20 protein-coding genes and 1 pseudogene are annotated in these 22,424 nt (G+C 68.5%); 7 read left to right on the plus strand and 14 right to left on the minus strand.

The features are described 5' to 3' along the window. Positions 1–94 precede the first annotated feature (94 nt). Positions 95–438: pseudogene (locus tag H4687_RS30155) on the plus strand (dihydrofolate reductase family protein); the annotation flags it as partial. 251 nt (positions 439–689) lie between these two features. Beyond that, on the plus strand, positions 690–962 hold the full coding sequence (locus tag H4687_RS30160) for a hypothetical protein (protein ID WP_046912673.1): 273 nt from the start codon (positions 690–692) through the stop codon (positions 960–962). Positions 963–1,023: 61 nt separating this feature from the next. Here the strand turns inward: H4687_RS30160 and H4687_RS30165 are convergent, their stop codons facing one another. The 3 genes from H4687_RS30165 to H4687_RS30175 form a co-directional block, all read right to left on the minus strand. Further along, positions 1,024–3,657 carry a valine--tRNA ligase gene (locus H4687_RS30165; RefSeq protein ID WP_046912688.1) on the minus strand — a complete coding sequence of 878 codons (2,634 nt, stop codon included), beginning with the start codon at positions 3,655–3,657 and terminating at the stop codon, positions 1,024–1,026. 816 nt (positions 3,658–4,473) lie between these two features. Then, positions 4,474–4,914 carry a hypothetical protein gene (locus tag H4687_RS30170; protein ID WP_050399602.1) on the minus strand — a complete coding sequence of 147 codons (441 nt, stop codon included), beginning with the start codon at positions 4,912–4,914 and terminating at the stop codon, positions 4,474–4,476. A 431-nt stretch (positions 4,915–5,345) separates the two neighbouring features. Next, positions 5,346–9,602, minus strand: a complete 4,257-nt coding sequence (locus H4687_RS30175; RefSeq protein WP_046912671.1) for an NACHT domain-containing protein — start codon at positions 9,600–9,602, stop codon at positions 5,346–5,348. A 366-nt stretch (positions 9,603–9,968) separates the two neighbouring features. Here H4687_RS30175 and H4687_RS30180 point away from each other — a divergent pair, with 366 nt between their 5' ends. From H4687_RS30180 to H4687_RS30200, 5 genes are all read left to right on the plus strand, one after another. Further along, positions 9,969–10,322 carry a DUF317 domain-containing protein gene (locus H4687_RS30180; protein ID WP_046912687.1) on the plus strand — a complete coding sequence of 118 codons (354 nt, stop codon included), beginning with the start codon at positions 9,969–9,971 and terminating at the stop codon, positions 10,320–10,322. Positions 10,323–10,433: 111 nt separating this feature from the next. Then, on the plus strand, positions 10,434–10,739 hold the full coding sequence (locus H4687_RS30185; protein ID WP_233443721.1) for a hypothetical protein: 306 nt from the start codon (positions 10,434–10,436) through the stop codon (positions 10,737–10,739). Between the two features lie 15 nt (positions 10,740–10,754). Then, on the plus strand, positions 10,755–11,504 hold the full coding sequence (locus H4687_RS30190) for a DUF317 domain-containing protein (RefSeq protein ID WP_046912670.1): 750 nt from the start codon (positions 10,755–10,757) through the stop codon (positions 11,502–11,504). A 41-nt stretch (positions 11,505–11,545) separates the two neighbouring features. Next, complete coding sequence (locus H4687_RS30195; RefSeq protein ID WP_159392241.1) at positions 11,546–12,010, plus strand: hypothetical protein; 465 nt, start codon at positions 11,546–11,548, stop codon at positions 12,008–12,010. A gap of 667 nt (positions 12,011–12,677) precedes the next feature. Next, on the plus strand, positions 12,678–12,953 hold the full coding sequence (locus tag H4687_RS30200; protein ID WP_159026059.1) for a hypothetical protein: 276 nt from the start codon (positions 12,678–12,680) through the stop codon (positions 12,951–12,953). A 21-nt stretch (positions 12,954–12,974) separates the two neighbouring features. Here H4687_RS30200 and H4687_RS30205 read toward each other — a convergent pair whose 3' ends face one another. The 11 genes from H4687_RS30205 to H4687_RS46730 form a co-directional block, all read right to left on the minus strand. Further along, entirely contained in the window at positions 12,975–13,382 is a 408-nt protein-coding gene (locus tag H4687_RS30205) for an HIT family protein (RefSeq protein ID WP_052768265.1), read from the minus strand. 94 nt (positions 13,383–13,476) lie between these two features. Continuing rightward, on the minus strand, positions 13,477–14,157 hold the full coding sequence (locus H4687_RS30210; RefSeq protein ID WP_046912667.1) for a hypothetical protein: 681 nt from the start codon (positions 14,155–14,157) through the stop codon (positions 13,477–13,479). 95 nt (positions 14,158–14,252) lie between these two features. Next, positions 14,253–14,678 (minus strand): hypothetical protein, encoded by a 426-nt coding sequence (locus tag H4687_RS30215; protein WP_233443722.1) that lies wholly within the window; start codon positions 14,676–14,678, stop codon positions 14,253–14,255. An 80-nt stretch (positions 14,679–14,758) separates the two neighbouring features. Continuing rightward, a complete protein-coding gene (locus tag H4687_RS30220) occupies positions 14,759–16,486 on the minus strand; it encodes a relaxase/mobilization nuclease domain-containing protein (RefSeq protein WP_046912666.1) in 1,728 nt (575 codons plus the stop codon). Positions 16,487–16,502: 16 nt separating this feature from the next. Then, a complete protein-coding gene (gene mobC, locus H4687_RS30225) occupies positions 16,503–17,015 on the minus strand; it encodes a plasmid mobilization relaxosome protein MobC (RefSeq protein ID WP_225966876.1) in 513 nt (170 codons plus the stop codon). Positions 17,016–17,131: 116 nt separating this feature from the next. Continuing rightward, a complete protein-coding gene (locus tag H4687_RS30230) occupies positions 17,132–17,365 on the minus strand; it encodes a hypothetical protein (protein WP_046912664.1) in 234 nt (77 codons plus the stop codon). A gap of 100 nt (positions 17,366–17,465) precedes the next feature. Beyond that, positions 17,466–17,657 (minus strand): hypothetical protein, encoded by a 192-nt coding sequence (locus tag H4687_RS30235; protein ID WP_046912663.1) that lies wholly within the window; start codon positions 17,655–17,657, stop codon positions 17,466–17,468. Then, a complete protein-coding gene (locus H4687_RS30240) occupies positions 17,654–19,306 on the minus strand; it encodes a hypothetical protein (protein WP_046912662.1) in 1,653 nt (550 codons plus the stop codon). Before H4687_RS30240 ends, H4687_RS30235 begins: the two co-directional genes overlap by 4 nt. Further along, positions 19,303–19,920, minus strand: a complete 618-nt coding sequence (locus H4687_RS30245; protein WP_046912661.1) for a WhiB family transcriptional regulator — start codon at positions 19,918–19,920, stop codon at positions 19,303–19,305. Before H4687_RS30245 ends, H4687_RS30240 begins: the two co-directional genes overlap by 4 nt. Positions 19,921–20,053: 133 nt before the next feature. Further along, complete coding sequence (locus H4687_RS30250) at positions 20,054–20,809, minus strand: ATP-binding protein (RefSeq protein WP_046912660.1); 756 nt, start codon at positions 20,807–20,809, stop codon at positions 20,054–20,056. Further along, positions 20,806–21,855 (minus strand): hypothetical protein, encoded by a 1,050-nt coding sequence (locus H4687_RS46730; protein ID WP_046912659.1) that lies wholly within the window; start codon positions 21,853–21,855, stop codon positions 20,806–20,808. Before H4687_RS46730 ends, H4687_RS30250 begins: the two co-directional genes overlap by 4 nt. Positions 21,856–22,424 lie beyond the last annotated feature (569 nt).

Consider the following 22,424-nt stretch of genomic DNA (forward strand, 5'->3'; position numbering starts at 1 on the left):
CGAGGACTACATGTGAGCTCAGATCGCGCACCGATGAGTTTCCCGCGCCGCGCCGGTCTGTACGCGTGAGACCGACTCACGGAAGGCTGGCGCCATGCGGAAACTGATCTACGGCATGAACCTGACCCTGGACGGCTACATCGCCGCGCCCGGCGACGACATCGGCTGGGGCGTGCCGAGCGACGAGCTGTTCCAATTCTGGTCCGACCAGTTGCAGGCGACCGACCTGACGCTGTACGTGCGCAAGCTGTGGCAGACGATGAGCTCCCACTGGCCGCCGGCGACCAGCAGCCGGGCGCCACCCCGGCGGAGATCGAGTTCGCGCGCCGCTGGCGGGACATGTCGAAGGTGGTGTTCTCCTCGACGATCGACAAGGTCGACTGGAACACCCGCCTGGTCACCGGTGACGCGGTCGCCGAGATCACCCGGCTCAAGGCCGCCTGTCCGTTCTCATCCATCGTGTCAGGGAGCCATGTCGGCGAGCTGCGCACTGGCAACTGCCTTGAGACAAGACGGGCGAGCGATCCGGCTGGGGATCAATGGGCTTGGCCGTCACGGGGTCAATGTCCCAATGGTCTTGTCAGCTCCGGTGAGCGCCGACCAGGCAAGTGACAGAACTACAGAGAGCCCGCGCGGTGGAATCTCATCGATCTTGTCAGTTTTCCGAGCTGACACCGCCTCATCGGAACGTGGCCTGGCCGCCGAACGGGCGCTCCAACGCCGAGATCTCCGCGTTCGACATGACCCTGCTGGTGGTGCAGAAGAACCTCGACCTGTTCCGACACCGCTTCAACCGCGATGACACGGCTGAGGACATCACGCGCCTCGTCCTCGCCTCGAAGCCGTCCCGGCTCGTCGACCTGATCCGGATGGCCGAGTTCGACCTCGAACAGGCCCTGACGGTCGCCCGCCAGCGGCAGTTCTCCCTGTCGAGCCCGTTCGAGGGCTTGGGAATTCCGTAGTGGTGCCCGCCGTATGAAGGAAGCCCTGGACGATGCGTCCGGGGCTTCCTCGCTGGTCTGGCTATTGGGCAGGCGGCAGGTTGTTGATCTGGTTCTGCAGCCGGACGATGTCCTCTTCGGCCTTCGCGAGACGGGTACGAATCTTCTCGACCACGTTGTCCGGCGCCTTCGCCAAGAACGCCTCGTTACCGAGCTTGGCCTCCGCCTGGGCCTTCTCCTTCTCCGCCGAAGCCAAGTCCTTGGCCAGCCGCTTGCGCTCGGCCGCGACATCGATCGTGCCGGACAAGTCGAGCGCGACCGTGGCGCCGGCAACCGGGAGGGTCGCCGTGGCACTGAAGCCGTCACCCTCCGGCTGGAGCCGGAGCAGCTGACGGATGGCCGCCTCGTGGGCAGCGAGCTGCGTACCCGCCAGGTCCAGGCGGGCAGGGACCTTCTGGCCGGGCTGCAGGCCCTGGTCCGAGCGGAAGCGCCGAACCTCGGTGATCACCTGCTGGAGGCTCTCGATCTCCGCCTCGGCGGCGGCATCGCGGAACCCGCTGTCCGCCGGCCAGTCGGCGATCACGACGGACTCGCGGCCGGTGAGCGTGGTCCACAGCGTCTCCGTCACGAACGGAACGATCGGGTGGAGCAGCTTCAGCGTCACGTCCAGGACCTCGCCCAGGACGCGGGCCGAGACCTTGGCCGCGTCGCCGCCGGCCATGAACGTCGTCTTGGACAGCTCGACGTACCAGTCGAAGACCTCGTCCCACGCGAAGTGGTACAGGGCGTCGGCGAGCTTCGCGAACTGGTAGTCGTCGTAGTACGCGTCCGCCTCGGCCACGACGGTGTTCAGCCGGGACAGGATCCAGCGGTCCGTGGCCGACAGCTGCTCGGTCGGGGGCAGTTCGCCCTCGATCGTGGCGCCGTTCATCATCGCGAACCGGGTCGCGTTCCAGATCTTGTTGGCGAAGTTCCGGGACGCCTGGACCCAGTCCTCGCCGATCGGCACGTCGGTACCGGGGTTGGCGCCCCGCGCGAGCGTGAACCGCAGAGCGTCGGAGCCGTACTTGTCCATCCAGTCCAGCGGATTGACCGTGTTGCCGAACGACTTCGACATCTTCTTGCCGTGCTCGTCACGGACCATGCCGTGGAACGCGATGGTATGGAAGGGGATCTCGCCGTCCATCGCGTACAGGCCGAACATCATCATCCGCGCGACCCAGAAGAACATCAGGTCGTAACCGGTGACCATGGCCGAGTTCGGATAGAACTTGGCCAGGTCCGCGGTCTTCTCCGGCCAGCCCAGCGTGGAGAAGGGCCACAGGCCTGACGAGAACCAGGTGTCTAGGACGTCGGTGTCCTGCTCCCAGCCCTCGCCGGTCGGCGGCTGCTCGTCGGGGCCGACGCACACGGTCTCACCGTTCGGGCCGTGCCAGACGGGGATACGGTGGCCCCACCACAACTGCCGTGAGATACACCAGTCGTTGAGGTTGTCGACCCAGTCGAAGTAGCGCTGCGACAAGTCGGCGGGGTGGATGTTCACCCGGCCGTCGCGGACCGCGTCTCCCGCGGCCTTGGCGAGCGTCTCGACCTTCACCCACCACTGCAGGGACAGCCGCGGCTCCAGGGTCGTCTTGCAGCGCGAGCAGTGGCCCACCGAGTGGACGTACGGCCGCTTCTCCGCGACGATCCGGCCGTCGGCGCGCAGCGCGGCGACGATCGCGGAACGTGCCTCGAATCGGTCGAGCCCCTCGAACGGCCCGTGGGCCGTGATGACACCGCGCTCGTCCATGACGGTCAGCGACTCCAGGTCGTGCCGCTGGCCGATGGCGAAGTCGTTGGGGTCGTGGGCGGGCGTGACCTTGACGGCGCCGGTGCCGAACTCGGGGTCGACGTGTGTGTCGGCGACGACGGGAATCGTGCGGCCCGTCAGCGGCAGCTTGATGCGCCGGCCGACGAGGTGCTTGTAGCGCTCGTCGTCGGGGTGAACGGCGACGGCGGTGTCACCGAGCATGGTCTCGGCACGGGTGGTGGCGACGACGACCGTGTCGTCCCCCTCGCCGTACTTGATGGAGACGATCTCGCCGTCGTCGTCCTGGTAGTCGACCTCGATGTCCGAGATGGCCGTCAGACAGCGCGGACACCAGTTGATGATGCGCTCGGCGCGGTAGATCAGGCCGTCGTCGAACATCTTCTTGAAGACGGTTTGAACGGCACGGGACAGGCCCTCGTCCATGGTGAAGCGGTCGCGGCTCCACGCGACGCCGTTGCCCAGGCGCCGCATCTGCCCGGCGATCTGGCCGCCGGACTCGGCCTTCCACTGCCAGACCCGCTCGACGAACGCCTCGCGGCCCAGGTCGTGGCGGGACTTGCCTTCCTTGGCGAGTTCCCGCTCGACGACGTTCTGCGTGGCGATGCCGGCGTGGTCCATGCCGGGCTGCCACAGCGTCTCGTAGCCCTGCATGCGCTTACGGCGGGTGAGGGCATCGATCAGCGTGTGCTCGAAGGCGTGCCCCAGGTGCAGGGAGCCGGTGACATTGGGCGGTGGGATGACGATGGTGTACGCGGGCTTGTCGCTCTTCGCGTCAGCCTCGAAGTAACCGCGCTCTACCCAGCGCTCGTACAGCGTTCCCTCTACCTCGGCCGGCGCATATTGGGTCGGCAGTTCGGGGGCGCTGTTCGGCCCGCTGTCGGGGCGCTGAGTGTTGTCGGTCACGACGGCCATTCTATGGGCCCGGCGTCCCTGCACTTGCCTGGCTTTTCGTCTCAAGATCGACAGGGGGCAGGCCATGCAAAAGGCCGCACGGATACGATTCAAGTGTGACCAAGAACGCTCCCGTACGGCCACTCTCAGTTTACCGCCTTCGGGGCCGTCCTTCTGCAGGGTGGTGGCGACTCACATAGTTGGAGGAGCTCGTCGGCGGCTGCGGCTGCACGCTGTGATCCACTTGGTTCATGGGGCGGACGTGGTCGCCTCTGTTGTTCTCCTCGGCCGCTGACGCGCAGGACTGCTGCCGTGACCCCGGTCGTCAGGGCCGGGGCCCGAACAGGATCTGCGCGAGGCGCTGCCGCACCTCTGGTCGAGCGAGAGCGTTGCCGGCGCTGAAGAACGTGATGTTGCCCGAGTCGCTGATGAGCTGGGGTGCGAAGTGCTCAAGCCCAGGGTGTTTCCGCATCACGGGGCACGTCGGTTCGTGTGGCAGGCGGTGGCCTCCCCGCCTAGCGCACGACGTGCACCGGCCGGTGGCGTCTCGTCGTCGCCCGTCTTCAGGCAGCGGCGTCACTCACCCTTCGCCTTTGCAGTCCTGACAGAAGCTGCCCTTCGCAGTGCAGCTACAAGCTTCGGTGGTTTCGGCGACCTGTGACTTCATCGGGGGACGGTAGCCAACACGACTTGGCCAGAGGTGGCAGATCCGGAGAACGGTTATGACGATCTATGACAGAGGGCAAAGTTGTCCGTTCTCACCCAAGCCAGCCGCCGTCTCATCGAATCCAGTCGGCTGACCTGAAGGGCGGGCATCATGTTGCGTCATCACAGGCTCCGCAGCAGACGGTCCCGCTCGTACGCGGCCTGTTCCTCCTCACGCCGACGTGCGTACTCCGCCGAGCTCGCGACTTCTGAGGCGTCGAGGTGCACGAGATAGTCCCAGCGGCCCCGGTCGTAGCCGTCGGTGTTCTCCCAGGGCTCTGCGAGGCCGCGCAGTCGGTTCCAGTGACGCATCCGAGCCCGGAGGAGTTCGGGCGAGCCGTCGTCGTAGCGGAACGAGGCGCGCACCGGCTTGACTAGGTCCCGCAGGACACGCGCCAGAGCGGCCGCCGCGTTGTACGCGTCGCTGGAGAAGTGGTTCGCAGACCGCATCGCGTCGAACCGCGCGCTGAGGAAGGCTTCCAGTGCGTCGACGTCAGCTTTGGTGAGCGCGGCGGCATGGGTCAGCTCGCCAGCCGGGGCCGCGGACTCAGTGACGGTGCTCATCAATCCCCTATCGGAAGGACCGGCACGGACCGGCCGTCATTTCGCGATTGTCGCGTTGGGAGGTTATCCGACGCAATTGTCCGTGACTCGTGGACGCGTTCCGGGCAAGTCGGCGACGGACGTCCTCTGCGCGGCCGGACATCAATGAGACGGCGGCTGACTTGAGTGTAGGGTCCACGACTTCGTGAGCAGTGCGTCCTGCGACGATGCCGAAATCCGAGCTCCGTGAGCACTGGCTGAGTCGGTCTGGCATGAGCAATCTCGCATGTGAACGGCCGCTGGCAGTCACGGTCGGTAGGGATGCCGGTTCCGCTCACAGCTGTTCAGCAGAGAAGGCTGGTTCGGGCGGGCGGGGTAGTGTCGGACGGGTACGGCTCGGCTCATCTACAGGGATGGGGCCGAAGCTCGCTGTCCGCGCCGAGACGGGCTGTTTACACGACAGGAGTGCCGGGCTCGGCGCGCCACGGTTCGTCAGGTCCGGGGAGGCGGCAGTCGAGGACTTTCGCCGCGACGATGGCGCCATGCTGATCGCGTTGTTCCTGGGCGCTCGCATCCTGTTCGTGTTGCACGGACAGGATCGTGTGTGCCCGGTGTCGCTTCCTTCGCTCTCTTTCGTTCCAGCGGTCGCAGTCGAAGTAGCCGATGAGGTAAATGCCTGCGGTTCGGGGGGTGCGCAGGTAGTCGCGGACGAGTTGGTTGGCCAGCGCGGTGGGCAGGTCCTGGTTCCAACATCCTTTGCATTCGATGACGACGGTCAGCGGGTCGTCACCGTCGGCGGGCGGAGCGGTGGCCTGGATCTGGATGTCGGTGCGTCTGCCGGCCAATCCGGGACGGGCAACTTGGACCTCGCGGTTGATCACTACGCGGTGGCCACCGATGTCTTGGCGCAGGAAGGCGGCGACCAGGTCGCTGAAGTCTTCTTCCCAGCACGGCCACCATTCAGCGTGGTCCACTTGCCCCTTCTGGCGGTTCCACAGGGCCACTACCAGGCCGTTGGGACCTTGGAGGACCGCTTCGAGTCTTTGCAGGCTGGCCACCACGATGTCCAGAAGGTGGCGTTCATCGGAGATGATCCGGAGGCTGGCGTCCCTGGCCAGGCGCAGAAGAGTGGACGGGGCCACGGGAACGGCTTGACGGTCGGCGGCAGAGTAGGCGACCTCCTTGGCGCGCCTGCGCAGATAAGCAAGATCCGGAAAACGGGTTGCAAGGGCATCCAATTGCCGGGCTGCTGCCATGGTGTTCTTGTCGATTAGCAGGACAAGCAGGCTGTTTTGCAGCTCGCGGTTCCAGTCACGGACGGCCCCTGTTACGGAGGCACGGGTATCGGGTGATGGGCCGACGTGGTCGGTGACCATGGCATACAGGTCCGCCAGGTCAGCCTCCGGGAGGCTTGCCACCTCGGGCGGCCATTTGTCAAAGGTCGCAAAGAACTGATCCAGCAGAGCCGCCAGGACACCTGGCCGTAGCAGAATGTTCTTGAGGGTGGGCCAGAGGCTGTGCAGCCGGGGGCTTGCCAAGACTGCGGTGGCGGCACAGATCCACCGTGGGGACTCGGCGGCGCTGCGTTGCAATTCCGAGTCCGCCACGATTGCGCCCAAGGCTTCGTCGGCCTGCTGGTTGCCAGCGAGGGCGAGAGACATGAGGACCGTGTTCCACTGCCAGACCTCACGTCCGGAAGCCTGTGCCCACGTGAGCACAGCCTCGACGGCAGAGGTCGCGTCCGCTCTCTCGTAGACGTGGGTGAGGTAGCTGAGGACTGAGTAATCGCATCCGTCCAGCGCCTGCGTAAGCAGAATCGAGAGCTCTCGGCCGGCCAGGTTGTTGCAGCGGTTGATCAGCGTACGCCGCAGGGCGACGTCGTCCTCTGTATAACAGGGGCTGGCCGCAGCCGCGATCGAGGCTGCGGCCGCGCGGCGGGGATCGTTCAATGCGTCCGCCAGACGGGATGGGTTCAGCACGGCGAGCGCCGTAAGTGTGGTGACGGCCTGGCTCCAGGTGTTGACGTCCTGACTCCATTCCGTGCCGACTGGGTCGGAGGCACCTGCGCTGAGTAGCGGTGAGCGGTGAACGACAGTCGTAGCCGCGTCGAGTAGCAGGTGATGCAGCTCGCTGCCCTTGGACGGGAACGACGGAGCCGCCGCCACGAGACCCAGCCAACCGTGGTGCGTCGCCGCCTCACTGCCGTCCGAGGTGCGGTACAGCTCAGCGACAATCTCCCGCCACCGGAGCTCCGGTGACTCCTCGCTGGCGCTGATTGCGGTGAGTGCCTGCCGCATTCGGGTCTCGTCGAATGCCGAGCGGTGGTGCTGTTCTTCCTGCTCGCGCCGGTGCTCGGTTTCTTCTGCCGCGCGGGTGTCCCACCGTACGGTGGCGGCTTTAAGCTGCGGGTCGCACTCGCGCAGTTCAAGAGCGCGCGGCAGGTCCGGGTCCGCCAGGTCCGGCGATTTCTCTACGAGGAGTGCAGCGTGTCGGCGAGCCTTGGGGGCGAGCGTGGGCCATTGCAGGGCCCAGTACACCGGCTCGTCCGTGGCGAACAAGGCGGGACTGCCCGGCCGGGATATGAGCCGGGCGACCTGGTGGTCGTCGGCGCGTTCTAGGACGCGGCGGCCAAGTTCCCGGCGCAGTTTCGGCTGGTCCTCCAGTACCTCGGCCAGTTGGTGCCGGTCATCGAAATCGGCACGTCCTGCCAGGGTGAGCAGGGCCTCGGCGATCTGGGCGAGCCGCCGGTCGCGCGGTGCGTGATCGGTATTTGCGGCGTCGTCGAGGAGCGCGATCGCCCTGGCGAGTACACGCACTGGAAGCTGCACGGACAGCTGTGATTCACCGGCGGGGGTCAGGCCGGCTCGGGGGTGCCGGGAACCCAAAACCCGTGTCGCCCAGCCCACAGCATCGTCGATATCCTCCGGCCTCAGCCGGTGCAGAGCTCGCTCGATCAGAAGCCACGCGGCATGGAACTGGGTGGGCTCGCCTGAGGGCGGGATCAAGTCCAAGAAGTCGGGCAGCCGCAGGTACTGCGGCCACAACCGCTCGAGCGCGGTCGCGACAAGGTCTGCATCACCGCGCCAGGCCAACGCCCTCAGCCAAGCCACTCGCTCCGGGGCCAGCTCCTGGACCGGCGTCCGGCCCAGGTCCGCGTCGTTACGCTCGGCCAGCGCCCTCAGCCGGGTCGCGTGGCTCGCTTCGAGGTCCTCACTCAGTGCCTGGATAGCTAGCTGGCGCAACTTCGAATCGACCGTCTGCTCCTCTGCCACGGTCAGCAACTGATCGTTGACCTCCGACAGTCGGCAGGCGCGGGCAATACTGAGCGCGGCGGAAAGCACAGGACCAGCTGTATCGGGGCGTAGAAGGGGCCGCAGCTGGGCGGACAGCCCTCGATGATCCAGTCGGTGCAGCAGCCACCGGTCCAGACCCACCGTGTCATCGCTGCGCACCAGGTCGAGGAGCCGGTCCACCACATACTCGCGTTGCCCATCGGGGAGCGCGGTAAGGTCCGCCAGCAACAGCACCTCAGGGTCGTCCTGCAGGACCTCTGCGAACAGCTCAGGATCGTCCACCACCCGCCAGGCAGCGACCTCACGATGCCGCGTCACTACGTGCCGGGACGCTCCGTCACCGATCCACAGAAGCTGCCGCTGCGCCTCCCTGCCTATGCCGTGCCGAGCCAAGAACTGGGCGGCAAGGTATTCCTGGTAGCTGTCGTGGGCGAAGGCCCAGCGCCGCAGCCCGACCTCGACCATCAACCCGGAATCCACCAGCGCCAGCAGTTCCTCCGCCCCACAGCGAAACGACGTACCGGCAGAGCCCGGCTCGTTACCGCCCTCCAGGTCATGCAGCGCCACGTCGTTCAGCTTGGGGTCACCCTGGGTGTCATGCACTGCCTCGCAGTGGCCGAACTGCAGGGCCGCGGCAACGCGGGTGGCGAGTGCGGTCAGATGATCGGGCCCCACCCGGCACCTGTCGCGGTGGCCATGTGAGCACAGCTGCCTGCAAGCATGCCTGTAAGCGTCCGCCACCGTGGCGGGCAGGGCGCGTCCTGCCCGTTCCGCTTCCAGCAGCGGCTTCAAGGTGATCGGGGACCGGGCCAGGGCCACCGCGCCTTTCTGCTGGAGGCGTCGGGTGACCGTACGGCCGTCGAGGCCATCGCAGGCGGCAGCCATCTCCACGTCGGATCGGCTCAGCGGTGTCACACCTACCACCCGCACGGCTCTAGGCGCCCACAGCCGCTCAAGATCTTCTTCAAGACCCCTGGGCCACCGGCCCGAACGGCAGGCGATACGCAACCGAAGTCTCCCTCGCCGCTCCCGGCCGAGTTCCTCCAGGCAGGCGACCAGGACCTCATGCAAGACCCCGAGCCGGTCCAGGCCCTCATCAAGGCTGTCTAACAGGACGTACCCTGGCTCGGCCTCTGAAGCCTGCTCGAAAACGGCGCCCAACTCCTGGCGCGCACCACCCGCTTCGTAGAACCGGCCCCGCACTTTCAGATCGATCAGGTCCACGGTGTGTCCCTCGGACTTCAGCGCCGCGGCTTCCTGGATGAACAGGTCGCTCTTACCGCATCCCCGCTCGCCCAGTACCACGAGCAGTGGGTCCTCGCGTCGCTTGGTCAGCGGGACTTCGGCCCGCGCCCACGGAGACTCGACCACCCACCCGAAGTGGTCGACTTCGGGTGGAGAGCTGATCTCATGCACACGACGTATCCAGGGGTACCGGCTCCCGCCTCTGCTTACCTCGGCTACAGCACCCACGCCGTTCATGTCGGCCGAGAGTACGCGCCTTGTGACCCACCATGGAAGCGAGGTAGGCCGAGACTGGGAGTGCCGCACAGTCGATCACTACCGACCGTAACGGTTGCTAAGGCGGTCAGGGATTTGCTAATCCACTGCTAACGAACGGCCTTCATTGCTAACTAAGTCGCGGATCCTAGATTGAGTGAGAACGGACAAAAGTTCGCCTGGGGCAGACAGGAAAGATCACGGAAGGACTGGCCAACGCTTCCGAAGCATGTCAACGTGGACGTCTTCCCGGAAAAGCTGCAGGTCAGAGAGGTGTCGCCAGTGACCGTGGAGGTTGCCCAGTCCGGGTTCGCTACGACCGTCCATGCCCTACGCCTGCGCTCCTGGAAACTCGGTCCAGGTCAGCCGGCGCTGGTGACCGACCAGTTCACCGATGCCGACTTCAAGCTGGTCGTGGACGACCGCGCCGATGTTCATGTGAACAGCATGGACGGCCGGTTCTACCTCGGCTGGTTCCCGACGGGCCGTCCAGGCACCGATGGTGAGGGATGGGTGATCGCGGTCACCGGCACTGCTAAGACCCGCGGGTACCGGATGTCGTTCGACATCGAGACCCCGGCGGACATCGTCGCCGCCGCCGTGGCGCAAGTCCTGGCCACATCCCAGCCGTGCTGATCGGCGTACAGCCATCGCCCCACGCCTAACGGGGCGCTCGTACGCACTGCATACCCTGCCCTGCCCGACCCTTGGGGCACCCGTGTGTCCGCTACCGCAAGGAGTACCACCGTGGATCAACCGCCCATCCCGGAGATTACCGTCGGCGAACTCATCGAGCTTCTGTCCGCCTGCGACCGCGACGCGCCGGCCCAACTCGCCATCAACCCTCTCTTCCCTATGGCCCACCGCATCGGCGCAGTGATCCCTTCGCGGGACGAGAATGGCACACCGCTGGTCTTCATCGCGGAGGCCAATGACGCCGAACAGATCGGCCATCTCCCGCCCGACGTCGCCGTCGCCCTCGCCTGGCACGAGCCGACCGAGGCTCCCGCCCGCCGCCGACGCAAGGCGACCGGGCCTGACAACGGCAGCTGAACCACCCCCGAGCCCATGGAGGCGCCCCTGAACCCCTATCACCCCCTCGATCCTTCCCACCCCGATTCGCCAGACCCGGTGTACTGGGTCACCCCGCGCCATCTGGCCGGTGACGACGGCGCTCTCGCCGAGCGGATCTGCGACCTCCTGGCCGGCATGGGCTGGCGTATGTGGCCGACGTCCCGTCACACCCTGCTGTACGTGAGCCCGGATGAGCTGCGTGGAGCCGAGTGGATCCTGGCGGGCTATCCGTTCGAACTCGGCGGACTGCCCGTCGCCTGGCAACTCTCCGCCCGGACCCACTCCTTCAGCGCCATGACGGAATGGAACGCCTACTTCACCGCGGGCGTCCCGCACGAGGCGCTTGCCGACCTCCTCCTCGCGCTCGACGCCGGCGAGAGCCCCGACGCCGGATTCGACGAGCCGGAGACGGTCCTGACCGCGCTGGTCGCCCGGGGCTGGATACGGGACGTGGACCGCCCTCGCACGACGGTCACCGACCCCGGCTTCTCCTCCAGCGTGTCGCTGGAGGAGGTGCCGCCTCTGATCCAGGACGCGGACCCGCGCCCCGATCTTGCGGGCTGGCAGGCGTGGGCGGAACCCGTTCTGGGCGCCCCGTATCTGTGGTGCGCCAGCTTCAGCTCCAGCGTCCCCCACGACCTGGTCGCGGTCTTCGCCTCTTCGCTCGCCTCCTCGGCCCCCGTGCCACGGCGCACCCTGCCGGACGGCGCGGAGGGCCGCCTGACCGTCGTCCGCCGAAGCTGACGACGGCACCCTCCGCAGGCGCCCCTTTCAGGAAAGGTCACTTGACCCTGTCTGTTTCACCCATGTCCCCGGGACGCCGTGCGATCGCAGATGCCATCGCGGCGGCCGGACCGGGACGGCACTACCTGCACATTGTCCGACCAGTGATTGCCCGGGAGGTACTTGCCGAAGTCCTCTACCTGGGCGGTAACCGCCTGGCCCTCGGCCCTGTGAGCGCACAGCGGCTCGACCGCCTGGCCCACCTGGTGGATATGGCCTTGTCGGACACGACGAGTCGGTGCGGATCATTTGTGCTGTCGCTGGTCTCGGATGTGCCCACCGACACGGGCCCGGTCCGCAAGGTAACCCGCTACGTCCTCGAAGACGGCCGGTGTACGGAGGCCGGGGAGCTGAACCGGCGCGAGTACGGCGCCTGCTCCGTGACCCTCGCCCGAATGGAAGCCGAACGAGCCGCCGAGGACGTACGGGTGCTTACCACTCTGCCCAGCCGCTTCCCGACCCTCTGACGACACCACCGTCGTCACCCCATCCCACGCCCGACTCCCGGAGGTCCGCTTGCCCCTGCCCTTGATCCGGCTCGCCATCAGTGCCACCACCGGCACGGCCCACCACGGTGTGCTGCTTGACTCCGAGCCCTTGACGGCCTGCGCCACGCACTCACCCGACTTGGCGCCGATCGCCCCGGACACTGCGCACTCCCTGTGCCAGAGCTGCACCCGGGCCCGTCTCATCCTCACTACGCCGCCGCACTCCGGCGGCGAACCCGAGACCCGGCCCGCCGCCGGCACCGGCAAGGGCGCTGCCGCGCATCTGCCGATCCCGGGCCACCTGATGGGCTACTGCGGCAAATCCCTCGATTGCCGCCGGAGCATGGCCCGACGGGTGTGCGCCAACTGCACCAGCTTGCGCGCTGCCCTCGACCGCTTCCGACGGCGTGCGGGTCAGCTCCTCTTGCCCGATGCCGACCCTTGCCATGGTGACGACACCTTGCTGTGGACTGCCAAGGGGAGAGTGAACCTGGTGACAGGGCACCGGCGCAACTCCGTCACGGGCAACGCCTACTGCGAGCGGCACCTCGCCGGCCCCAACCCTGGGGCCCCGAACGAATGCGCACCGTGCCGACGCCACTATCGGGAAGCCCAGGCCGGACGCCACGCCCACACCCTGCCCCACATGCAGACGCACGCTGCAGGCTGGGCGCAGCGCGCCCTCGATGTCTTCGATGCCCCTGCCTGCTCCCTGCGCTCCGGGGACGCCTACACCCTCTCCGGCTGCTCCCAGACTCACTTCGTGGTCGCCATGACCGACCGTGCCGGTGAGAGCCACACCGACGTCCTCCTCTACCTCCCCGCCGAGGAACGCGTCACCGACGTCCGCGTACGCAGGGACCGTCTGGTCACCATCCAGCGGCCACGGCCCGGCGCCGTGCCGAACCCGCCTGCCTCATAGGCGAATTCCGCTGTCCGCCGTTCAACCGTCGTGCTCGGCAGGCCTATTCGGCCTGCCGGGCTTTTGCGTATCGGGGACCTGCGGGGCACGCTGAACGAAGCGGGCGACGCCCTCACCGGCGGCGATGTGGATGTGCAGGTGACGGTTGTGCTGCTCGTCGCCGATGCTGGTGATCGCCTGACACCCGCCGTGGCGGTCGATGACCTCCGCCGCCACGGTCTGCTGCACCGCAAGGAGCTTCACGGCGGTGTCCGCGTCCAGCTCCAGCAGCGAGCGGACGTGCTGTTTGGGGATGACGATGATGTGCTCGGCGCCGAATCCCGGCACGGGAGGGCGGAAGGCCAGCACGTCATCCGTCTCGCACACCACGTCCACAGCGATATGCCCGGGCAGAACCTGCGCGCAGTACCAGTCCAGTCCGTCTGCCATGACCTGCACCGTAGAGCCGTCACGGCGGCGCCGCGAGCACCGGATACGACAGTGCCCTCTGCCGAAGACAGAGGGCACTGCGGGTGGAAGGTGGTCAGCGTGCGGACTGGGCCTTGTCGAGCGCCTTCTTCAGGTTGGCGTCCACGAGCCCCGGCGAGCCGGAGACGATCACCACAACGGTGCCCGAGCGGAGTGCCGTCTGCTTGACGATGCTGCGCTGCCCGCCAGCGGAGAACGTGAGTAGCTGGCTCCACTGCTCGTCGCCCAGTGCCGGCGCGGCCGTCTCCTGGGTGCGCATGTCGATGGCCGTACTGCCCGACAGCACCTGATAGGCGGGGCATGACACCATCGCGTCGAAGATCTCGCCGATGCCCTTCGACAGCTTCGCCGCGGTGTCGCTGTAGAGCTCCTCGCTCAACTCGGAGCCCGTGGCGCCAGCGTAGGTGAAGGACGCCTTCGCCTTGCGCGGGAAGGCGAGGCTCGTGCCGGTGGCGGTGTCGCCGCCGAGCTTTTCCAGCGTCGGGCAGCCGATCACGGTGACGTCGTCGTGTGCCGCAGGCCGCTGCGGCACACGGGTGTAGTCCTCGCCCAGGTCGCTCTCGTCGAGGAGCCGCTTGTCCAGTGCGGCCGAGGACAACGGCGCGGGCGCGGAGGCGCTCGTGCCGTCCTGCCCTGCTGGGGAGTGGGCCGAGTGCGCCGGGCTGGTGGAGCAGCTCGCCACGGTCAGGACGGCGAGGGCGCTGAGGCTGAGGACGGTCGTGGTGGGAAGGCGCATGCGAAAACCCCTAAGTGGCCTGCGAACGGTCTGACTGGGCCGGCCCTCCGGGCGCCGACGTACGCGGGAATAAGGGGGTTGGGGTTTCGCGGGCTTTAGTGACCGAGGTGGCGCAGGCCCTCTTCGAGGGTGGGGTGGAAGTGGTCCACCGGACCGGAGTTGCGGTTGTACCAGGCCGGGTCTAGGCCGGGCTCCTTCGTCTCGTGTCCGGCGCGGCAGCGCAGCCAGATCGAGTCGTCGCGCATGCTGAAGATGATCCAGTCCCGGTACGCGCCGCACTGCGGGCAGGCACGGACCTCGCCGTCGATGACGAGCGGACGCTGCCAGCGCATCATCAGCCCCGCCACCTCCGTCCGCGACGGCACCCGCAGGTCCGGCGGCAGGAAGTCGGGCACCACCGTCTCGGCGGCCGGGGCAGGCGCGGGCGGCTCGAAGGACTGAACGGCTTCCAGCAGCGCTTGGCCCGCCTGCTGGGCCTCACGGAACTCACGGTCGGCACGACCACGTTGGAATCCGAACACCCGGTGCCCTTCTTTCGTCTGACAGGCCACAGCGAGAGTGCCTTATACGCCTGACCTGCTTCAACTCTCAGACTCCGTAATCAGCGGGCCTTGCCCGGCCCCTCGCTGCGGCTCGCCCTGGGCGTCGTCCGCCGCGGGGAGCTGGTCGAGGCGCTGCTGGTGTGGTCGGGCATCGTCGAGGCGTCGGCGGGCAGGCCGGCCGTGCGGCGCAGCCGCCACACCAGGACGTCGCTGACCGAGTCGGCGGTGTCCAGTTCCCGCCGCTCGGCGGCCTCGGTCAGGAGCGCGGCCGGGTCGTGGCCGGCGTTCTCGGCGTCGGCGAGGGTGGCCGCCAGCGCGTACCAGCCCGGCTCGGCCAGGATCTGCTCGGCCAGATGCGGCACGGTCGCCCGCAGGTAGGCGGCTTGCTTGTGCCGAAGAGGCTGCGACAGGCGTCGGCCGCGCTGGAACAGCACGCCCAGCGGAACCTCGGCCGCGGCTTGGTAGGCGACGCGCAGATACTCGGTGGCCTGGCGTGCGGCGGCGGCCTGCTGGGCATGCTGCTTCTTGTCATGCCAGTGGGCGGCGGCGGTGACCAGAAAGAACGCCATGTCGATCAGCATCGCCGTGGTCGCCCCGTCCTCTCCGCGGCCGAGCGCGGGGCCGCTGTAGACGAGGTCGCGGGCGGCCTGGCGGAGGGCGCGGTCGTGTCCGCGTTCGGCCTGGATGTGGGAGCGGGTGGCCCGCTCGAACGCGAAGGCCGCCTCGCGCAGTTGGGCACGGGTGTGTGCGGCGGAGGTCTGGGCGAGCGCGTCCAGGACTTCCCCGGCTGCCGCGATCTGCGCCGCCACGAGCGTGTCCTCACCGCCATCGATGACCAGCACCGCCTGCCACGCCGCCGCAGCGGCCCGCCGGCGTGCCGTGGCCGGTCCGCTCGGCGCGGGAGCTGCGGTGGTCGGGTCAGACAGGCCGTCGGCGTTCTGGGGTGGGGCGTCGGACGACCAGCGTTTGCGGATGCGGGGCAGGGAGAGGTCGGGGGAGAGGGTGGAGCCCGCGTAGTAGACCGGTTCCTTGTTCCCGTTGCGGTCATCGGGGAGGGCGACCTTGTATCCGAGCAGGTTGCCGGAGGGCGCGACGCGTTTGCGGATCAGCACGCCGGCGGCGGTCAGCCGGTCGAAGAACTCCTTCTCGCTGGTGGCGCCGGCGACCGCGCGGCGCACGGTTTCCCTCAACTCCTCGCGGGAGGCACGGTCCTTGCCCTGGCGTTCGGCCTTGTGGCGTTCGGCGCTGGTGGGGCGCTTGGCGGCGGTGCCGTCCCCCTTGTTGAGACGGCGCAGTCCTAGCTCGGCCTCCAGGAGGCGAGCCTCGGCCTGGACGCGGGCGGCGTCGTGGTCGAGGTCGGGCTTGTAGCCGTCTTCGCGCACCAGGGTGGCGATGATGTGGATGTGGTCGTCGGCGTGCCGTACGGCCGCCCACCGGCAGCCCGCGCCCTGGGCGGGGTCGTCGATGCCGGCGGCGGCAACCATGCGGCGGGCGATGTCGCCCCACTGCTTGTCGCTGAGCAGGGGGTCTTCGGGGGCGTTACGGACGGACAGGTGCCACACGTGCTTCTTCGGCCGGTCGTCCTGGTCGATGGCGTCCAGGGGCTGGTCCAGCAGCCGCTGCAGGTCCTTGTACGTGGCCTGCGGATCGCGTCCGGGATCGGGGGCGTTGTTGTCCCAGGACGCCACGAGGTGCGGGTCGATGTGTTCTTCGTGGGTGCCCGGCCCGTACAAGTAATACAGCAGGCCGATGGTCCGCTTCCCGCGGGCGTGGATCTTGGGAACCATTCGGTGAGGCGACTTTCTAGGACTGGGCGAGGAACTGGTCGGTGGCGTGCTGGACGCGTTGGACGGCGTGTTCGGTGGCGGCGATGACGGCATCGAGTTCGGCAGGCTGGGCACCAGAGTTGAGGGCGCGGGCGACCTGGTTGAGGTTGTTACCGACGTGGCCGAGGTGCCGGCGGGCGGCGAAGAGTTCCGTGATCAGTTCGCGGCGCCCGGCGATGGCGGCGGCACTGGCGTCGAGGTCACTGGCGGCGGCCAGCCCGCTGCGGGCGAGGAAGGCGGGCAGGCTGGTGCGCGTGGCGGTGGCGGCTGCGGTGAGCACGTACTTCTCGTCGTCGTTGAGGCGGACGCTGCACACGTGAACGCGCTTGTTGGCGTGGGACTTCGGGGAGCGTTTGCGTGAACGGTTCTTCGTGGCACGGCGCTTGCGCTGCGGCGCGGGCTTTTCCTGCTGCGATCCGCCCTCGGTCGCTGCCTGTCCGACCTGCGCCCCCCGGTGCCGGTCGGCTCCCGCCACCCCTGGGGCGGGCAAGGCCAAGGACGCCTTCCCCAACGGGGAAGAGTGTCTTGGCCGATAACTTGCTCGCACTGGGAGCGAGTTGGAGACCGGCTCACCAGGGGTGGGGGCGGGGCTTGAGCTCGGGTTCGTCACTGCCCACCGTCCTGAGCGTCGTGGATGATCTCCAGGATGTCGAGGACGAAGTCGAAGGCGTCCTCAACGTCGGTGAGGTGATGGATCTGCTCGGTGGGGGAGATCTGGACGAACCACTGTCCCTCGGGGCCGTCCACGGCCGAGTGGATCAGCCGGTACTGGAGGAAGGCGTGCAGGAACGCCCAGATCAGGCGGTTTCCGAAATGGTTGGGCGCGGATGCGCGTGTCATGGTGTTTTCCTTTTGTGGCGGGAGCGGTGGCCCGGCACGATGCCGGGCCACCGGATCGATTCAGTGGAATGGAGTCGCCTGACCTGCTTCTTTGCAGGTGTCAGCCGCACTCGCGGCAGCGTGCGAAGTGCCGACTCATCGCGCGGGCCATGTTGTGCTTGACCGTGATCGCCTGCTTCGCGCTGGTCTTGGCCGGTGGGGTGCCGGCGTTGCGCTCCGCATAGCTGATCAGGAAGCAGATGTCCTTCTCGAAGTCGGACTTGATGCGCGACATGCGCGGGCACGACTTCACCGTGCACTCCTCTTCTTCGTGGTGGACGTGGCCGTTTCACGGCGCAGACGTTCTAGGACAGGCGTCAGGCGGTCGTTGCGGATGCCGATGTTGTGGGCGCGCATGATCTCCCTGAGCTGGGTGCGCGTGACCTCGGCGTTCCCGTCCCGTTCCAGCAACCCGGGTACGTGGGGGCGGAGCTGGGCGACGAGTTGGTCCACGCTCGGCCGCGGCTGCTTCAGGGACGGCTTGCCTTGCCCGCCTCGGGACCGGTTCCGGGTCGCCTTCGGCCTCCTGCGCGTGGGGACCGCGTGGGGACGGTCCCCAGTCGGGTCGGTCCCCGTCTCGGAGCCGGAGTCTGCGGGGTCCCCATCCCTGTCGTCGGGGACCGGTCGGGGACGGTTCTCGGCGGGCTCGGTCCCCGTGTCGGAGTCGGGGGCACCACGGTCCCTGGTGGTGGGGACCGGCGTCAGGGACGAGCTATCCGCGCTTTGAGCTGCAGTTTTGTCCCCGTCGATCCGCCGGTCCCCGTGGTCCCCGGCCTCGTAATCCTCGTCCCCGTGGTCCCGGTCCCCGCCTGCGTCTGCCCGGTCCCCGGTAGCGTCGATGTCGGGGACTGGGTGCTCCTCTTGGTCCCCGTTCTGTGCGGGCGCCGTCCCCGCGACCTGATCAGGACGGTCCCCATGGGGACCGTCCCCGGCCGGTGCGGTGTCTGCGTCGGGGACCGTGCGTGGCTGGCTCGTCTGGTCCCCGGCTGCCGTCCCGTCAAGGGCGGGCCGGCCGAGGGGAGTGTGGTCCGCGCCCGGTGAGGGCTGCGTCCAGGGCGAGGGCAGGTCGATCGTGGCGAGCGCGGTGGCATGTCGGCGGGCGGCGAGCTGGTTCAGGAGCATGCGGAGCTGCTGGGGATCGCTGCCCACGCCGGAGCGTTCGAGGGCCGACTCAAGTCGGCGTGCGATCCATCGGCTCCGCCAACTGTCGCCCTGCTTCGGGGACCGTCCGGCCAGGCGGGTAGCCAGGGTGACCGCGCGGGCGGTGGCGCGGTCGCGGGTGATCTGGGCTGCGTCGCGGTCGCGCTCGGCGATGCCGAGGCGGGACAGCAGGCGCTCGCGTGCTTCCCGTCCGAGGACGGCCAGGATGCCGTGCGAGGCGGCGCCGGGCTTGCGCAGGCGCAGCTCGATCCCCATGGCCTGGTGCCACAGCATCGCCGCCATGACGGGCCCGACGAACGCCCGTACGGTGCCCCCGACCGGGCCGGATTCGGCGTAGGCGGGGATCACCTGGACGCCGGTGATCATCCAGACCAGGATCCCCGGCAGGCCCGGAGCGCCCTGGATGGTGAGGTTCTGGCGGGCCATCAGCGCGGTGGCGAACAGCGCCAGTTCGGCAGCGCCGAACATGGCGGCACGCTCGGCGGTGCCGGCCATGTCGAGGTAGTCGGCGGCGAACCGCCAGCTGGTGTCGGCGCTGTAGGCGGTGCAGCCGAGCGCGGCGAGCGCCGCGACCCACACCGCTGGGGCGGACGAGCGAACCCTGCCCGCGCGGGCACCACGGCGCAGGACCAGCCAGCCGCCCGCCAGCACGGCGAGGCCCGACAGTGCAACGGCGCCGGTGATCAGGTGCGATAGCTCGATGGAGACGCCGGCCAGACGTATGGCGGTGGGGTGGGTCATGCTGCCTTTCCTAGAGCGGTGATCAGCGCGCGGGTCTGCACCTGCCGGGGCACGGGCGAGGAGATGGCCTCGTCCTCGTCTTCGTCGGCGGTGGGGGCGGTCTCGTCGTACAGGCCCCAGTAGCGGTCGCGGTCGGCGACGGCATGGGCCGCCCGGCGCATCAGGTCGCGCGCCCAGTCGAGTTCGAGCTGGAGGGTGTACGCGAGGCGCTCAGGGCTCCATCCGCGGACGTAGGCGTGTCGGACGACGGCCTCGCGTTCGGCGTCGCTGAGGTGCACGTCGCGGCCCTGGAAGGCCGCCTTGACCCGGGCGTAGTCGAGGCGCTTGCTGACCCGGGCGTGCCAGGGGCGGCGCTCGATCTCAGTCAGCCCGCCCCACATCCCGTGGCGGATGTCGTTGTCCAGGGCGTAGTTGAAGCAGTCCTTCTTGACCGGGCACCGGCCGCAGATGGACTTGGCCTCCGCGGCGGCCTCGTGGTCGCGCGGGGCGTGGAAGAACAGCTCGTCGGCGTCCTCGGCGGGCATCCCGTGGCACAGGCCCCGGGCATGCCAGCTGTGGTCGGCGATCCCGCGCAGCGTCGGGCGCGCGGTGTCGTTCGTGGTGATAGTGCGCAAGAGGATCTCCGGGTACGCCTCAGCACTCGCGCGGCGCCGGCGTGGGTGAGGGCGGCGTGGCGCGGAGGTGAGGCGGGGCGAGGGCACGGCGATGCCGCACCGGAGGTGAGGGAGGTGTGCGAGAAGGGCCGGTTCAGCGGCGCTGGAAGCGGCGGTCCGGGCCGTCGAAGTGAACCGGGGTGCACATGCCGGACAGGCGGGACAAGATCCGGTCGCCGATCACGTCGCGCAGGACCGGCTGCCGTGGGGGCATGCCAGGCTCGCGTACGGGCGGCAGGTTCGTGGTGAAGATCGTCGGCAGGCGGTTCTGGCAGCGCCAGTTCACCAGCCGGAAGGTGATCTCCTCCGTCCACGTGCTGCTCTTGGCGGCGCCGAGGTCGTCGAGCAGCAGCAGCGGCACCCGTACGATCCGGCGCAACATGTGCTCCGGGTCCACGCCGGACTTCGGGCGCATGTCGGCGTACATGTCGGCGGCGGTGGTCGCGTGCCAGGACACACCGCATCCGGCGCCGGTCAGGGCGCGGATCGCGCCGTACGCCTGGTGGGTCTTGCCCGCCCCGGTGCTGCCCCACAGCAGCAGCGACGGGCCGTGTGCGATCCGCCGGCGTCCAGCCGTGCCGAAGTGCGGATTGAGCCCGCCGGCGTTCGGTTCGACCGCCGCCTCGGTGATGGAGCGGACCCAGGCCGTGACCTCAGGGTGCTCGACCACGGCGTGGCGGTAGTCGACCGGGATGCGCGCCTGTGCGGCCTCCAGGGCCGGGATCGGCTCCGGGGTGTCCGGCAGCGGCGCGGTCGGGTCGATGCCGCGTTCGGCCAGCTTGGCCTCCAGGCGGGCGCGGAGCCGCTCGCCGATGGCGGGCTGGGGGTCGGCGAGATGCGCGCGGGTCACAGGCGGCCTCCAAACGTCGTCGGCTCGGTCGGATTGAGGTAGGGCGTGTAACCGGAGGTGCTGGCCCATGGCCCCGCGCCGGAGGCGGACGACGGCACCGAGGCGGCCTGCGGGGCGGCGTTGACGACCTCGTTCACCAGGCTCGGCAGGACGCTCGGGTGCAGGCCCTTGGCCCGCAGCCGCTCCAGCGCGGTGCCGATGTCCTGCGGGTCGAAGCGCTCGTCCAGGAGCGCCTTGATCTTGCGCCCCAGGAGCCCGAGGAAGTCCTCAGGCGGTCGGCGCTGGCAGTCCCGGATGTACTCGGCCACCAGCTCCTTGGCGGAGACCGATCCGGGGACGGCGTCGGGTGCGGGCGCCTCGCGCCCCGTAAGGAATGATCCAGGATCCAAGATCCTAGATCCAGAGCGGGAGTCCTCCCGTAGTCCTCCGGTAGTCCTCAGTGAGTCCTCCGGGAGATCCCTCTGAGCTGGGCTTTTCGTTGGCGTTGCCGCAGTGGGGGCAGCTAGGCCAGCCAGCGGCACGGACACCGGCTCTCCAGGGTCCGCCGTGGTCCCCGCTGGCTGCGTGGCGGTCGGAACCGGGCGGTGCACCCCGCGCTGAGGGCTCCCGGAGTCATTCGGGAGGGTTCCGGGAGGCGTCATGGATGGCACTATGCGCGTGGGGCAGTCCCGGGTCTGGCACTTGCCGCAGGGGTGGTGGCCCTGGTGGCTGGGGCAGCGCGGCACTCGGGACGCCGTGGGCTTGTTGATCTTCTGGTGCTGCTCCCACGTCATCACGTGGAGCCACGTGCGCCCGTCACAGCCGGTGTAGCGGCAGATCAGCCCAGCGGCGGCCAGTTCCTCCAGGTCCTGGGCGACGTGGGCGGCGGTGTGCTCCGGGCGCAGGGCCCACAGCCGTCCGGCGATGATCGCCGGGTGGTCACGGTGTCGGCCGGAGTCATCGGCCTGCGTCAGCAGCCCGATGAAGGTGAGCATGGCGGTCACCGAGCACTCGGCCAGCGACTCCGACTCGAACATCTCGGGCTTGACGGTGCGGATGCGTGCCATCAGGCATCACCCCCACACTGCCGCACCGACGGTTGATCCGTTGCCAGCCCTTGGCGGATGGAGGTGGAGGGGGCACAGGCTGCCGCGCAGGCAAGGCCGTCGGGCCTTTTGCGCAGGGCAGATCGCATGCGAGAATCTCCTTTGGTGTTGCCGCGCTGAAACGCCCCGTGGAAGGGATCAGCGTGGTGATGGTGGCGATATCCGCCCTTGCCGGGGCGGTTTGTGCCGTGAGGCGTTCGGCGTCCGCGAGTTGCGTCTCTCGGGCGCCGTCGCTGTATGCGGGCTTAGGGAGCCCGAAGTGTGGGCATGCCGCTGCTCCTCGTGTTCGACGTGCCGGGCGGGCTGCCCGGAGGGACGACGAACATACGCACGACCCTGCGTCAAGATCCAGACTTGGCTCTTAAACCCTCTACAAGTCGCACGGTTGGGCGCGACGCGGGGCGGGTGATCATGAGTGGTCCTCGTGCCTAGGGGTGCAGCGAACGCCACGGGTAGCGATGCGAGCAGCATCCCTCGCCACGGCTGCAACACTTTGGTGTTGCCGTACCTGGAACATACGCCAAAGTGAT

The organism is Streptomyces stelliscabiei (assembly GCF_014873495.1).
GTDB lineage: Bacteria > Actinomycetota > Actinomycetes > Streptomycetales > Streptomycetaceae > Streptomyces > Streptomyces bottropensis.

Excerpts from the sequence above, each read along its gene's own strand:
- H4687_RS30170 (WP_050399602.1), bottom strand. The coding sequence starts at position 4,914 with ATGAGCACCGTCACTGAGTCCGCGGCCCCGGCTGGCGAGCTGACCCAT.
- H4687_RS30190 (WP_046912670.1), top strand. The coding sequence starts at position 10,755 with ATGGAGGCGCCCCTGAACCCCTATCACCCCCTCGATCCTTCCCACCCC.
- H4687_RS30200 (WP_159026059.1), top strand. The coding sequence starts at position 12,678 with ATGCAGACGCACGCTGCAGGCTGGGCGCAGCGCGCCCTCGATGTCTTC.
- H4687_RS30205 (WP_052768265.1), bottom strand. The coding sequence starts at position 13,382 with ATGGCAGACGGACTGGACTGGTACTGCGCGCAGGTTCTGCCCGGGCAT.
- H4687_RS30210 (WP_046912667.1), bottom strand. The coding sequence starts at position 14,157 with ATGCGCCTTCCCACCACGACCGTCCTCAGCCTCAGCGCCCTCGCCGTC.
- H4687_RS30220 (WP_046912666.1), bottom strand. The coding sequence starts at position 16,486 with ATGGTTCCCAAGATCCACGCCCGCGGGAAGCGGACCATCGGCCTGCTG.
- H4687_RS30230 (WP_046912664.1), bottom strand. The coding sequence starts at position 17,365 with ATGACACGCGCATCCGCGCCCAACCATTTCGGAAACCGCCTGATCTGG.
- H4687_RS30240 (WP_046912662.1), bottom strand. The coding sequence starts at position 19,306 with ATGACCCACCCCACCGCCATACGTCTGGCCGGCGTCTCCATCGAGCTA.
- H4687_RS46730 (WP_046912659.1), bottom strand. The coding sequence starts at position 21,855 with ATGGCACGCATCCGCACCGTCAAGCCCGAGATGTTCGAGTCGGAGTCG.